We start from the raw sequence: 13759 nt of genomic DNA, 5'->3' as shown, positions 1-13759 counted from the left end.
ACGGCGGCTTGCTGGGCGGCCTGCTGGGCGGCGTGACGGGCGGCACCACGGGCGGCACCACGGGCGGCACGACAGGCGGCACATCGGGTGGCGCAAGCAACGGCGGCCTGTTGGGCGGTTTGCTGGGCGGCGTGGTCGGCGGCGTCTCGGTCGGCGCGACGACGGGCACGGGTGCCAGTGCAGGCGCCAGTGCAGGCGGCGCAGCCGGTGCAGGCACGCCCAACGGCGGCTTGCTGGGCGGTTTGCTGGGCGGGGTGACGGGCGGCGTGACCGGTTCGTCAACGACGGGCGGCGCCACGAACGGCGGCCTGTTGGGTGGCGTGCTGGGCGGCCTGTCGGCCAAGAAGTAAACCACCACATCCGCAAGGGAGCGACATCATGCTGCAACAAGAAACCATCGTTCACCATGAGCATGTGACCGTGATGCCTGAATCTCGCACGAGTGACCTGCGCCCGGGAATGCTTGACGATATCGCCCTGATGCTGGGTCGGCAGTTCTCGGTGTACAACGCCGCGTGCCAGTCGGCGCTGGCGGAAAAGCTGGGGATCCCCCTGGCGGATCTGAAGGCGCTGGAACTGGTGATGGAGTTCGATGCCCTGCCCACCGGGCAACTCGCCCAGTTGATGGGCATCAGCTCCGGCGGCGCGACCGCCTTGATCAACCGGCTGGAGGCGGCTGGCTATGTGCAGCGCGGCCGCCACCCGCTGGATCGCCGGATGATCGTGATCCGGCCGGTCGAGGAACAATGCCAGCACCTGTCCCAGGAACGGCAGTGGATCGCCGACGCGGTAATGCTCATGGCGCGACGCTACGACACGACCGAATTGGAAACGGTGCATGCCTTCTTGGCGCAATGCGTGCGCACCTTGAGGCACGACACGCTGGTTTGGCTGGAAACGCGCAGCGCGCACCACGACGATCACTAACCCCGATCCTCGCGCGATACGCTGACTGTCCCGCACGCCCTGATCCTGGCAGATCAGGGCGTGTTTTTCATGCGATTCAGCCGGGCGGCGTACCGAACTGCAGCCGGGGGACCGCTGCCAGCAACCGGCGCGTCAGGTCCTGCTGCGGCGCATGCAGCACGGCATCGGCCTGCCCTAGTTCGATGATGCGTCCGCCGTCCATGACGGCGATCCGGTCCGCCAGGTATTCGACCACGCCGAAATTGTGCGTGATGAACAGGTAGGCGATGCCCAGTTCGTCCTGCAGCTCGCGCAGCAGGTCCAGGATCTGAGCCTGGACGGAAACGTCCAGCGCGGACGTGGGTTCGTCGCAGATCAGCACTTTGGGTTCGACCGCCAACGCCCGCGCAATCGCAATGCGTTGGCGCTGTCCACCCGAAAATTCGTGCGGATAGCGCGTCAGCGTATCAACCGGCAAGCCCACCCGCTCGATCAATTGCGCCGCATGCGCGGCGCGCGCTTGCCTGCCCATGCCGCGGCGCAAGGAGGCCAGGCCTTCGTCCAGGATGTCGCCCACCCGCATGCGCGGATCCAGCGACGCGTAAGGGTCCTGGAACACGATCTGGATGTCCTGGCGCAAGTCGCGCAGCGTGCGGCGGTCGGCCGACAGCGCGTCCTTGCCCTGCAGCATTGCCCGGCCGGAAATCCGCGCCCCCTCGATCAGGCGCAGCAGCGCCTTGCCGGTCGTCGTCTTGCCACAACCCGATTCGCCCAGCAGGGCCAGCGTTTCGCCCGCCCGCAGCGAGAAGGTCACGCCGTCGACCGCCTTGACCCAAGACACGATCCGGCGCAGCGGGCCTTTGCGCACGGGGTAATGCACTTTGAGGTCTTGCACGTCCAGCACCACGTTGCCGGTCTGGCGCGCCGCGTGCTTGCCTGCCGGCGCGGCGACGTCTCGCGCAATAGCCTGGCGGCGCTGCGCCGTCAGTGGAACGCCGCGCTTTTCAAATGTGGGAATGGCCTCGAACAATTGGCGGGCGTAGGGGTGTTTGGGCGCGCGAAAAAACGCCTCGGCGCTGGCGCTTTCGACGATTTCTCCGCCGCGCATGAGCGCCACGTGATGCGCCACGTTCTTCACCACCGCCAGATCGTGCGTGATGAGCAGCACGGCCATGCCCATTTCCCGCTGGATATCCGCCAGCAGGTCCAGGACTTGCGCCTGCACCGTGACGTCCAGCGCGGTCGTCGGCTCGTCCGCGATCAGCAGCAGGGGCTCGGCCGCCAACGCGATGGCGATCATCACGCGCTGCTTCTGCCCGCCGGAGAATTGGAACGGATAGTCGTCCACCCGCCGCTCGGGCTCCGGAATGCCCACCCGCCGCAGCCAGTCCACTGCCCGGGCGCGCGCCGCGGCGCCGCGCAGGGGCGTATGCGCCGTCAGCGTTTCGATGATCTGGTCGCCCACCCGCATGACCGGGTTCAGGCTGGTGGACGGTTCCTGGAAGATGATGCCGATCCGCCCCCCCCGCACGCCGCGCATGGCGCTTTCGGGCAAGCGGTTCAGGTCTTCGCCGTCCAGCTCGATCTGCCCGCCGACAATGCGGCCGGCGTCGGGCAACAGGCGCAACAACGCCAGCGCCGTCATGCTCTTGCCGCATCCGGATTCGCCGACCAGCGCAAAGGTCTGCCGTTGGGAAATAGCCAGTTGCAGGCGCTTGACCGCGTGCGTCATGCCGCTTTCGCCGGCGATGTCCACATCGAGGCCCTGCACATCGAGCAAAGGCGCGTCGTGGCTCATGGCGCTTCTCCCGATTTGGACGCACGCGGCTCGGCGGCCAGCGCCGGACGGCGACCCAGCAGACCGCCCAGGCGCGCCATGCGGCTGGGCTTGTAGCGGCGCGTGCGCGGATCGAAGGCATCGCGCACGGCATCGGCGAACAGGTTGGCCGCCAGCACCAGCGCCAGCATGAACATGAAAGCGGTCATCAGGCTCCACCAGATCATCGGGTCGCGCGACATTTCCAGCCGGGCGCCATTGATCATGGAGCCAAAGGAATTCATGCTGGGATCCACGCCGATGCCAAGATACGACAGCACGGCTTCGTAGAGCACCAGGCCCGAGAATTCCAACACCACGGTGATCAGCACCAGATGCGCCACATTGGGCAGCAGGTGGCGCGTCATGATGCGCCAGTGCGAGACGCCGAACGCGCGTGCGGCCTGAACGTATTCCAGCTCTCGCAGCTTGAGCGTTTCCGCGCGCAGCAGGCGGCAAAGCCCGGCCCAGCCGGTCAGGCCGAGGATCATGCAAAGCAGGAACAGCCGCAGGTCCGCGCGGGCCACCGACGTATCGAACAGATCGGCATGGTTGTCGATGTAGACCTGCATCATCAGCGCGCACGCCGCCACCAGCAGCACGCCGGGGATCGAGGTGATGGTGGTGTACAGATACTGGATCGCGTCGTCGACCTTGCCCTTGAAGTAGCCCGCTGCGATACCGAAGACGATGGCGGGCGGCAGCATGGCGATGGTGGTCAGGCTGCCGATCACCAGCGCCGTACGGATGCTTTTAAGCGCCTGCCACAGCACGTCATTGCCGATGCGGTCGGTGCCCAGCGCGTGATAGCCGCTGGACAGCCCCGCCAGCGCGCCGGCCGTCAGGCACAACAGCGTAAATGTGACCGTCATCGCGCGCCAAGGGATATCCGATTGGCCGCCCAGCAACTGGCCCGCCGCCTCGGATGCCGAACCGGCGTGCCGCGCCAGGCACGCATACAGGATGGCCGCCGCCAGCAACGCCACGCCAAAGCCGGCCGCCAGGCCGAACGCCAGACGCTTGAGGACATCGCTCGCGTATTCCTTATCGACGTCGGCCAGGTGCGTGGCCGCGCCGCGCAAGCGCGGATAGTCCCGCACCGGTTTGCCATCGACCACCATGGTTTCCTTCAGGAACAGGTTCGCCGCCAGCGGCTGCGAGTAGTTCTTCTCGGGGCGGGTCAGCACGGTGCCCGACAGCAGCCCGTCCAGCGCCGATTTGACGACGGGCGCGTAGACCGGCGGCGCATCGGCCGCGGCGCCCGGCACGGGCGCAAGCAGCGGGCGGTAATGCACGGAGTCCAGCAGGCCCACCACGCTGAACGCGACCAGGACCACGGCCGAACACATGGCCGGCGTGTCGCGCGCCACGCGCCCCCAGGTCGCACGCAAGTTCGGGCTGCGGCGCACGTGCCATACGTAGGCCAATGCGCTCAGCGCCATCAGCCAGAGCGCGACATCAGTCCACAAGAAGACGATCTTTGGCATGGCGGCTACTCGAAACGGACGCGGGGATCAGCCAGCGTGTAGGAAATATCGGCCAGGATCAGCCCCACGATGTAGAGCGCGGCGCCCAGGAACACCATGGCGCGCACGACGGAAAAGTCCTGCGCATTGATGGCGTCGATGGTGTAGCTGCCCAGGCCAGGAATGCCGAAGAACGATTCCGCGATCAGGCTGCCCATGAACAGCAGCGGCAAGGCGGCGACCGTGCTGGTCAGGATCGGCAGCATGGCGTTGCGCAGCACGTGCCGGAACAGCACCACGCGTTCGGCCAGCCCCTTGGCGCGCGCGGTGCGCACGTAGTCCTTGCCGATTTCTTCCAGGAACAAGGTACGGTAGAAGCGCGCCTCGGGCCCCAGCCGCGACACGATCGCCACCAGCACCGGCAGCGCCAGGAACTTGACGACGTCGAGCCCTCCCGCAAAGCCCGAGAACGGCACCAGGCGCATGAGCTTGGCGAACACCCATTGGCCCGCGATGATGTAGAACAGGCTGGAGATCGATAACAGCAGCACGCACACCACCACACCCCAGAAATCCAGCCGCGTCGCCCGGAAATACACCAGCGTCAACGAAAAGACGATGCTGACAAAAAGCCCCAGGATGAAGGTCGGCACCGCCAGCGCCAGGCTGGGGCCCATCCGGGTCTTGATCTCGCGGCCGATATCGCGGCCGCTGTCGGACGCGCCGAACTCCATCACCAGCAAGGGCACTGAGCGCTGGTAGAAGACGGTATCGGTCAGTTGGGCCGCCCCATCGGCTTTCGCGTTGAAGAACAGCGGTTTGTCGTAACCGCGCTCGACTTTCCATTTTTCCACCGCGTCCTGGCTGGCGCGCTGTCCGCCGATGGCCAGGCGCGCCATGTCGTCGGGCGTGTTGACCGCAAAGAACAGGATGAAGGTGAAGAGGTTCACGCCGATCAGAATCAGCACGCCATACAGCAGCCGGCGGATCACGTAGCCGATCATGATTGATGCTCCTTACGGACGCCCGGTCCAAAGGCCGTCTGGCGTTCGCGGCGCTTGAGCGCGATATACGACGGCCAGATCGCCAAGGCCAGCAGCAGCACGAACAGGCCGATCGGCCACCACCTTGGGAAATTCCATTCGTCGATCTTCTGCTGCCGCAACGCGGGGTCCAGCTTCAAGTACTGGAGCGTGTTGCGCACCATCTGCGTGGGCTTGGCGTTGCCGACCCATTGCTGGTAGGCGCCGCCCGACATCGGGAAGAAGCCGAACATCCACGGCGCGTCGCGCTGGACGATCTCCACCATCCTGGCGATCAGCTTTTCCTTTTCCGGGCCGTCGTCCAGGAACTTCATCTGCTCGAACAGCTTGTTGAATTCGGGGCTGTCGTAGTTGGCCGCGTTCTCGCCGCCCCCCTTGGCCTTGGCGTTGGGGCCGTACAGCAGGAACAGGAAATTCTCGGCGTCGGGGTAGTCGGCGTTCCAGCCCCACAGGAAGATCTGCGCCGCGCCGCGGGTCATCTTGTCCTGGAAGCGGTTGTAATCGGTAGAGCGCAAGTCCAGTTGCACGCCAATCTTGTTCATCTGGCGGCGCATCCAGTCGAATTGCGGATTCGACCCGCCGCCCTGCATGGCGTCGTAATACAGCACGAGCGGCGCCCCGGTCTTGGCGTTGCGGCCATCGGGATAGCCGGCTTCGGCCAGCAGGCGACGGGCGACATCCACGGACTTGCGCACGGGCTTGCCGTCGACCAGGTCGTACACAACGGGGTTCACGCCTTCGGGCGGTTCGCGGTAACCCAGCACGCCCGGGGGCACCGGCCCTTGGGCCACCGATGCCTGGCTGTTCTCAAACACGGCCACGTACTCTTCCCAATCGAACACGATGCTGATGGCCTGGCGCAGCTTGCGGTTCTTTTCCGCCTGCTCGGGCGTATCGCCCTTGCCCACGACGGGGTCCAGCCAATTGAAACCCATGTACCAGTTGGCGGTTTCGACGGTCGTGGGCAGCCGGATACCGTGCTCGCGGTACTGGCGGGCCTTGTCCTGGCTATCGCCGGCGGCGACCAGCATCGCGACGCCGTACTCGCCGCGCTCGATCTGCGGCGCGTCGTAATAGCCTTGCATGAACTTGCCGATCAGCGGGATGGCTTCCTTTTCCAGGCTGAAGACGGCTCGGTCGATGAAGGGGGTGGGCTTGCCGCAATCCGCCAACAGGCCGGCCGCCTTGTCGCCGGGCTCGCCATCGCAAGGGTAGGGTTCGCCATGGAAATTGGGGTTGCGCACCAGCACGTGGCGGCGGTTGGGCAGCGATTCGGCCAGCATGTAGGGGCCTGTGCCCACAGGCCAGGTGTTCAGCGACAGGTCGTGCGAAGCCATGCCGGGCTGGTTGTAGAAGCGGTCGGCCTCCCAGGGGATGGGCGCCGTGAACGTCATGGCCAGCCAATACTTGAATTGGGGATACTTGCCGTTGACCCGGATGCGCAGCGTATGCGGGTCCAACGCCTGGACGCCGGTGAAGCCGTCGGCTTCGCGCAAGTCCAGCCAGGGCGGGGTGCTGCCGCCGGGCAAGTCGCGCCGCGCATCGCGGTCGCGCTGGCGCAGGCGATCGCCGTACTCCTTCATGCCTTGGACGTGGTCGGCCATCACCGAATAGATCGGCGACACCACGCGCGGGCTGGCCAGGCGGCGGAACGCGTAGACGTAATCGTCGGCGGTGAGCTCGCGCGTGCCGGTGCGCGGAAAATCGGGAATGTAGAACTTGTCGTCCAGCTCGCCCGCGGCCAGTGGAAAATAGTCGTAGCTGCCGTCGGTCTTGCGGGCGAAGGCCGGGTGCGGCTGGAACCGCACGCCAGGACGGATCTTGATGTCATAGACGCTTTCAGCGATCTGTTCGCCCGGCGCATCGGTGGGCAGCGTGTTGCCCTGGGCGTCCAGGTAGACCGGCGGCGCGATGGATTCGGCCGAGCGCGGCACCAGCTCGTAGGGCCGCTTCAGGTAGTGATAGCCGTACAACGTCTCATAGATGTTGTAGGTATAAGGCGTTTCGTCGACGGAATAAGAGCTGGCGGGGTCCAGATATTTCGGCGAACGCTGCGTGAACGCGGAGTAGAACGTGTTCTGGCTTTCCGCGCCGGACGGATACGGGCTGTTGATGGGGCTTTCTTGCGAGCAGCCCGCCACTGCCAGCAACAGCAGCGTGGCCGTCGCCCAGAGCCGCTTCAATGCACGCATGGAAACCTTCCCTTCAAATCGTTGCGACAGAGAATAGCAAACGCGGGACGGAGCCAGTACCCAGGCATCCCCCTAGCGGACGCGCCAGGCAGGCCGCCACCCGACGGACCGCCGCCCGACTCAACCGCACTGGCGTTGGCGCCAGCAGTCGTAGCGCCATTTCCAGGGTTGCATGGCGCCCTGCTGCACCCACAGGCCGCGCCCGGCATCCTTGGCCTGGCGCTGGAGGTCGGGCATGGCCTTGTCGCGCAGGTAGTCGCCTTTTCTGGCGGTGTAGGCCCAGGCATAACCGGATTCCACCTGCAGGCGGTTGGCCGAACGGCCGTCCTCCAGGATCAGGGCGCAGACGTCGCGGCCATACTGGTCTTTCTCGTAGCACTGGGCGGTCAGGGTCTTGCCTGCCACCAGGCCGGCCAGGTTCTTGCGCGACGCCTCGGCGTAGGGTTGCCCCGGCTGGTCGGCGCCATGGCCCTCTTCGGGCGCGTCGATACTGTCCATGCGGATGCGCCGCTGGCCGTCCGGGGCGCGCAGCGTGACGGTGTCGCCGTCGGACACGTTGACGACGGTGCCGGTCAACGTATAGCTACCTTGGGGCACACCGCCCGCCGGCGCGGGGCCGGACGGTGTTCGGGATTGCGAGGGGGATTGGGGCTGGGATTGGCCGGGGGCCGTCGCGGCGCCGGCGGGCGGACGGGATTCGTCGCGCCCGGAGGGTTGCAGCCAATTGACGATGGCGCCTGCCGCCGCAAGGATCAGGGCGACGATCAGGGCGGTCAGCTTGCTGCCGCCGCGAAAGGAAGATTTGCCACGCACCGGCCAGGCTCCAGGTTAGAAACGCAGGAAGTGTGCCATACCCCGGACGGCTGCGGCCGCCCGGCGTGCGGAAAACGGCCGCCCGGTTCTACCGCCTGATCGCCCTACAGCCAGCCCGATTTGCGGAAACGCCAATACAAGACGGAACAGACCGACACGATGACGCCCAGCGTGACGGGATAGCCCCACGGCGACTTCAGTTCGGGCATGAACTCGAAGTTCATGCCGTAGATGCCCGCGATCGCCGTGGGCACGGCCAGGATGGCCGCCCAAGACGCCAGTTTGCGGGTCGTGTCGTTCTGCGCGGCCTGGCCGATCATCAGGCTGGCTTCAAACGCAAAGGCCAGCGACTCGCGCAAGGCGTTGAACAGCTCGTCCACGCGCAGCACGCGGTCGGCGACTTCGCCGAAGTAAGGGCGCGCGTGCTCGTCCACGGCCGACATCTCGACCCGTGCCAGGCGGCGGCAGATTTCGGCCATCGGCGACACCACGGTGTGGATGCGCAGCAGGTCGCGGCGCTGGCGGTACAGCCTGCGGATGTCCGAATCTTTGGCGCCTCGGATCAGCAGCTTCTGTTCGGCCCCTTCGACCACGCTTTCGATCTTTCCGGCGGCGGCCACATAGCGGTCGACCAGCCAGTCCAGTACCTCGGACGCGACGTAGTCGCTACCGCGCTTGAGCAGGTCGGGCGACGCCTCCAACCGTTCGCGCAAGGGACTGTGGGCGGCCGTGGCGCCACGGCGCACCGTGACCAGGAAGCCGTCGCCGATCAAAAGCTGCGTCTCGCCGAAGATCGGGCGTTCGGCCTCGACTTCGACCGTGATGGTCACGATGAGGACCATGTTGCCGTAGTCGATGATCTTTGGGCGCCGATGCGGTTCCAGCATCTCTTCCTGGTTCTTGCCGCAGGCGCCGAGTTCGCCGGTGACCCGGGCCAGCAATTCCGGCGTGGGATTGCGCAGGCCGATCCACAGCATGCCGGGCGGCTGGCCCTGGGCTTGGCTGTTGTACCGGCTGATGTGCTGCCCGACCTCGTCGATGGGAACTTCCCGGTCGCGCCGCCCGTTCACATAAGCGATCGACGCAACCACCTCGCCCTTGTGGGCGTCGGCGAAACTTTCTTCAGCGGACATGGACTACCTCAAGCAATGCGATCCCTACCGGACAACTTATGGCTATCGGCCGATGATAGCCCAGGCGAGGCACCGCCAACGCTCGACGGCGCCCTGCGCAGGCCCTAGGAAAACAGACTGCGCACCCGTTTGGTCACGTCGATGCTGGGCGCCTGCGGTTCCTTGGGCTGGCCGCCGCCCGGCAGATCCGTCAGCGCGGGCGGCTTGGGCAGGTGGTCAAACAGCGGCAGCATCGCGTTCGTGATGTAGCGCGTGCGCGAACCATAGACATGGCGGTCGCCCATGCCTGTCTGCTGATGGACGTAGAAGCGTTGCGGCACGATCAGTTGCAGGCGTTCCTTGGCGCGGGTCATGGCCACATACAGCAGCCGGCGCTCTTCTTCGATTTCTTCGGCCGTGCCCGTGCTCATGTCGGACGGGATGCAGCCGTCGACGACGTTCAGCACATAGACGGCCTTCCATTCCTGCCCCTTGGCGGAATGGATGGTGGACAGGATCATGTAGTCTTCGTCGCGCGAAGGCGCGCCGGATTCGTCGCTGGTGGCGTCAGGCGGATCCAGCGTCAGTTCGGTCAGGAAGCGTTCGCGCGAGGGGTAGCCCGCCGCCAGCCGTACCAACTGGTCCAGATCGGTCTTGCGCACCCTGGCGTCGTCGTACAAGCGTTCAAGTTGCCCGGCGTACCAGCGCAGCGCCAGATCCACATCGGCCGGCCAGCGCAGGCCGGGATCGCACAGCGCCGCATAGGTATCGGCGAACGCGCCCCACTCTTCCTGCGCCGCCGCCCCCGGCTTGAATTCGCGCAGCGCCCGCAGGGGCTCGGCGGACGCGGACATGGCGTCCATCAGCTTGCCGGCCGTGGCCGGACCGATGCCCGGCATCAGCTGCGCCACCCGGAAACCCGCCATGCGGCCGCGCGGATTTTCCGCCCAGCGCAACAGGGACAGCAGGTCCTTCACGTGCGCGGCCTCCAGGAAGCGCAGGCCACCGAATTTAACGAAGGGAATATTGCGGCGGGTCAATTCCAGTTCGAGCGCGGCGCTGTGGCTGGCGGTGCGGAACAGCGCGGCCTGCGACTTCAGCGTGGCACCGCCTTCGCGCTGGGCCAGCACCTGATCGGCTACCCAGCGCGCCTGTCCCGCCTCATCGCTGACCGACACCAGTTCGGGCAGTTGCGACGAGGCGCGGTCGGTCCAGAGGTCTTTGGCGAAACGCTCCGTCGCCAGCCCGATCACCGCGTTGGAGGCGTTCAGGATGGGCTGGGTCGAGCGGTAATTGCGGTCCAGCGTGATGACGCGCGCGGGCTGGGGGAACTGCTTGGGAAAGTCCAGGATGTTGCGCACGGTGGCGGCGCGGAAGGAATAGATGGACTGGGCGTCGTCGCCCACCACCGTCAGCCCGCGGCCGTCCGGCTTCATGGCCAGCAGGATGGCCGACTGCAGCCGGTTGGTGTCCTGGTATTCGTCGACCAGCACATGGTCGAAGCGCGCGCCCACATCGGCGGCGATGCCGGGGTCGGACATCATTTCGGCCCAATACAGCAGCAGATCGTCGTAATCCAGCACCTGCTGGTCCTGTTTGGCGGCCACATAGCCGCGGAACAGATTCTTCAATTCGTCTTCCCACTGGGCGCACCAGGGGAAGGACGTCTTCAGCACATCGGCCACCGGCGTCTGGCTGTTGACCACGCGCGAATAGATGGCCAGGCAGGTGCCCTTCAGTGGAAAACGCGACTTCGTGGACGACAGGCCCTGCTCATGCCGGACCATGCCCATCAGGTCTTCGGCGTCGCCGCGGTCGTGGATGGTGAAGGCTTCAGACAAGCCGATGCGCAACGCGCAATCGCGCAGCAGTCGCGCGCCGATGGCGTGGAAGGTGCCTGCCCAAGGCAGGGACGGCGCTTGCTGCGAACCGCGCAGGTTCATGACCCGCTGCAGCACCGACCCCACGCGGCGGTCCATTTCCTGGGCCGCGCGGCGCGAAAAGGTCAGCAACAGCATGCGCTGCGGGTCGGCGCCATTCAGGATCAGGTGAGCCACCCGGTGGGCCAGCGTGTTGGTCTTGCCCGACCCGGCGCCTGCGATGACCAGCAGCGGGCCACCGTCGCCGGACGCGTCACTGGCGCCGTTGACGCCGAATTCGGCGGCTTCGCGCTGGGCGGGGTTCAGGTCGGCCAGGGGGTCGGGGCGGCTGTTTGAAGGGGCGGGATTCTGTTCGGGCATGACGCGTGGGGGCCGCATGGAGGCCCACGGCGTCGCGCGCAGTGTCTGCACGCCCGCGGGCCAAATGACTGTCTATATATCCAGCTATCATAGCAGCGTGGCCGCCCCGGCCGCGTCTGCCCCCTGCCGCCCCTTTCATGCACATCCTGACCGGCACCGCCTCCTGGACCGATCCCACCCTGTTGGCCTGCGGGCGCTTCTACCCGCCCGGCATGCGCAGCGCCGAAGCCCGGCTGCGGTTCTATGCGTCGCGCTTTCCCATGGCCGAAGTGGATTCCAGCTACTACGCCCTGCCCTCGGCAGAGAACACCTACCTGTGGGCGCAGCGCACGCCGGACGATTTCGTCTTCAACATCAAGGCGTTCCGGCTGTTCACCGGCCACCAGACGCCGCTTGCCGCGTTGCCTGCGGACATTGGCCGCGAGCTGGCCGGCTGGCCGGCCCCGGTCATCTATCACGACCAGATGCCCAAGGACCTGCTCGACGAGCTCTGGCGCCGGTACCAGTTGGCGCTGGAGCCCCTGCGGATGCCGGGCAAGCTGGGCGCGGTGCATTTCCAGTTCCCGTCCTGGATCCGGCGCGATGCGCGCGGCCGGGCGCGCGTGGCCGATTGCGCTCGGCGCATGGAAGAACACTTGATCTCGGTAGAGTTCCGGCACCGCAGCTGGTTCGAGACCACCGCCGCCACCGCCGACACCCTGGCGTTCGAACGCGACCTGGGCGTGGTGCATACGGTCGTGGACGCGCCCCAGGGCTTTGACAATACAGTGCCCGCCGTCTGGGAAAGCACCCATCCCGATCTAGCGCTGCTGCGCCTGCACGGCCGCAATGCGGCGGCGTGGAACGTGTCCGGAACGGCCTCGTCGGGGCGCTTCCAATATGAATATACGGAACAGGAGCTTGCCGAACTGGCCGAACGCTTTTCGCGCCTGGCCACGCAAAGCGCCCAGGCGCACGCCGTGTTCAACACCAATTTCGAAGACCAGGGCATGCGCAACGCCGCCGCGTTCGCGTCCGCGTTGCTGCCGTTCTAAGGCCGCGGTTTCGACGCAGGGCGGTCAGGCCGCCGCCGGCTTGCGGGCGACTTCCGCCAGGCTTTCCAATAGCACTTCGAATTTGCGCGCGATGTCGTGTTCGGGCACGCAGGCATAGCCCAGCAGCAGACCCGGCCGCCGCCCCTCCGGATTCACGTAGTACCGCGACAGCGCGCGCGTCAGCACGCCTTTGCCGCGCGCCACCTCCACCACGCGCAAGTCGTCCATGTCCGGCGGCATCGTCAACACCAGATGCAGGCCCGCCATGCTGGCGTCGCGGTGCAGCCATTCCGGGCCTAGCCGGCGTTCAATCAGGTTGACCAGCATCGCGCGGCGCCGGCCGTACAGCATGCGCATCCGGCGGATGTGCGCCGCGTAATGGCCTTCGGCAATGAACGTCGCCAGCGCCGCGTGCGTCATCAGATGCCCCTCGCGGTACAGCTCCGCATGCGCCGCCTGGAACGCCGCGGTCAGCGGTTTGGGCAACACCAGATACCCCACGCGCAGGCCCGGGTACAGGGTCTTGCTGAAGGTACCCATATAGATGACGGGCGCATCCGGCTCCAGGCCCAGCAGCGACGCGATGGGGCGGCCCGAGAAGCGGAATTCGCTGTCGTAATCGTCTTCGATGATCCAGCTGCCGCATTGGCGCGCGACGGCCAGCAACTGGCGGCGGCGGGTCAGCGACATGACCGGGCCCAGCGGATACTGGTGCGAGGGCGTGACGAAGATGAAGCGCGGCGGCGTGCCCACGGCATCCGGCACGCGCATGCCCTCTTCGTCCACCGGCAGGTGCACGGTATGCAGGCCGTTGGCCTGCAGGATGGTGCGCGCGCCCCAGTAACCCGGGTCTTCGACCCACGCGGTCTCGCCGGCTTCGCCCAGGATGCGGGTCGTCAGATCAATGGCCTGATGCGACCCCTCGGTGATGATGATCTGTTCGGGATCGCAATCGATGGAGCGCGTCAGCGCCAGATGTTGGGCCAGTGCTTCGCGCAGCGCCGGCAGGCCGCCGCCGTAGGCGTAGGTCAGCAGGTCAGGCGACGGGTTGCGCCACAGGCTGCTGACGATGCGGCCGAATTTCTTGTGCGGGAATTCGGTCAGATCGGGCACGCCGGGCATGAAGGCGCCCCATTG

10 protein-coding genes and 1 pseudogene are annotated in these 13759 nt (G+C 66.4%); 3 read left to right on the top strand and 8 right to left on the bottom strand.

Annotated elements, in window-relative coordinates:
- Together HG262_RS29810 and HG262_RS29805 are read left to right on the top strand one after the other, a co-directional pair.
- Window positions 1-350: pseudogene (locus HG262_RS29810) on the top strand (hypothetical protein); the annotation flags it as partial.
- A 28-nt stretch (window positions 351-378) separates the two neighbouring features.
- Window positions 379-927 carry a MarR family transcriptional regulator gene (locus tag HG262_RS29805; RefSeq protein WP_169274433.1) on the top strand — a complete coding sequence of 183 codons (549 nt, stop codon included), beginning with the start codon at window positions 379-381 and terminating at the stop codon, window positions 925-927.
- Between the two features lie 76 nt (window positions 928-1003).
- On the opposite strand, the gene HG262_RS29800 is transcribed toward HG262_RS29805, so the two are convergent.
- The 7 genes from HG262_RS29800 to HG262_RS29770 form a co-directional block, all read right to left on the bottom strand.
- Complete coding sequence (locus tag HG262_RS29800) at window positions 1004-2704, bottom strand: dipeptide ABC transporter ATP-binding protein (RefSeq protein ID WP_169274432.1); 1701 nt, start codon at window positions 2702-2704, stop codon at window positions 1004-1006.
- Window positions 2701-4209 carry an ABC transporter permease gene (locus tag HG262_RS29795; protein WP_169274431.1) on the bottom strand — a complete coding sequence of 503 codons (1509 nt, stop codon included), beginning with the start codon at window positions 4207-4209 and terminating at the stop codon, window positions 2701-2703. Before HG262_RS29795 ends, HG262_RS29800 begins: the two co-directional genes overlap by 4 nt.
- 5 nt (window positions 4210-4214) lie before the next feature.
- The gene (locus HG262_RS29790) at window positions 4215-5192 is read right to left on the bottom strand and encodes an ABC transporter permease (protein ID WP_169274430.1); all 978 of its coding nucleotides are present in this window, start codon (window positions 5190-5192) and stop codon (window positions 4215-4217) included.
- A complete protein-coding gene (locus HG262_RS29785) occupies window positions 5189-7423 on the bottom strand; it encodes an ABC transporter substrate-binding protein (RefSeq protein ID WP_169274429.1) in 2235 nt (744 codons plus the stop codon). Before HG262_RS29785 ends, HG262_RS29790 begins: the two co-directional genes overlap by 4 nt.
- A gap of 120 nt (window positions 7424-7543) precedes the next feature.
- Window positions 7544-8236: a thermonuclease family protein gene (locus tag HG262_RS29780; protein ID WP_169274428.1), complete on the bottom strand. Its 693-nt coding sequence runs from the start codon at window positions 8234-8236 to the stop codon at window positions 7544-7546.
- A 104-nt stretch (window positions 8237-8340) separates the two neighbouring features.
- Entirely contained in the window at window positions 8341-9369 is a 1029-nt protein-coding gene (locus HG262_RS29775; RefSeq protein ID WP_169274427.1) for a magnesium and cobalt transport protein CorA, read from the bottom strand.
- Between the two features lie 104 nt (window positions 9370-9473).
- A complete protein-coding gene (locus tag HG262_RS29770) occupies window positions 9474-11588 on the bottom strand; it encodes an ATP-dependent helicase (protein ID WP_169274434.1) in 2115 nt (704 codons plus the stop codon).
- 137 nt (window positions 11589-11725) lie between these two features.
- Between HG262_RS29770 and HG262_RS29765 the strand changes: the two genes are divergently transcribed.
- Entirely contained in the window at window positions 11726-12622 is an 897-nt protein-coding gene (locus HG262_RS29765; RefSeq protein ID WP_169274426.1) for a DUF72 domain-containing protein, read from the top strand.
- Between the two features lie 24 nt (window positions 12623-12646).
- On the opposite strand, the gene HG262_RS29760 is transcribed toward HG262_RS29765, so the two are convergent.
- A partial coding sequence (locus tag HG262_RS29760; RefSeq protein WP_169274425.1) for a PLP-dependent aminotransferase family protein occupies window positions 12647-13759 on the bottom strand: 1113 nt, incomplete at its 5' end.

Source organism: Achromobacter sp. Bel, assembly GCF_012928505.1.
GTDB lineage: Bacteria > Pseudomonadota > Gammaproteobacteria > Burkholderiales > Burkholderiaceae_B > Achromobacter.
Note: the sequence above shows the minus strand (reverse complement) of the source record. Positions and strands in the feature narration are given on the sequence as shown.

Coding starts and splice junctions, on each gene's coding strand:
- HG262_RS29775 (WP_169274427.1), bottom strand. CDS start 9,369: ATGTCCGCTGAAGAAAGTTTCGCCGACGCCCACAAGGGCGAGGTGGTT.
- HG262_RS29785 (WP_169274429.1), bottom strand. CDS start 7,423: ATGCGTGCATTGAAGCGGCTCTGGGCGACGGCCACGCTGCTGTTGCTG.
- HG262_RS29790 (WP_169274430.1), bottom strand. CDS start 5,192: ATGATCGGCTACGTGATCCGCCGGCTGCTGTATGGCGTGCTGATTCTG.
- HG262_RS29770 (WP_169274434.1), bottom strand. CDS start 11,588: ATGCCCGAACAGAATCCCGCCCCTTCAAACAGCCGCCCCGACCCCCTG.
- HG262_RS29805 (WP_169274433.1), top strand. CDS start 379: ATGCTGCAACAAGAAACCATCGTTCACCATGAGCATGTGACCGTGATG.
- HG262_RS29765 (WP_169274426.1), top strand. CDS start 11,726: ATGCACATCCTGACCGGCACCGCCTCCTGGACCGATCCCACCCTGTTG.
- HG262_RS29795 (WP_169274431.1), bottom strand. CDS start 4,209: ATGCCAAAGATCGTCTTCTTGTGGACTGATGTCGCGCTCTGGCTGATG.
- HG262_RS29800 (WP_169274432.1), bottom strand. CDS start 2,704: ATGAGCCACGACGCGCCTTTGCTCGATGTGCAGGGCCTCGATGTGGAC.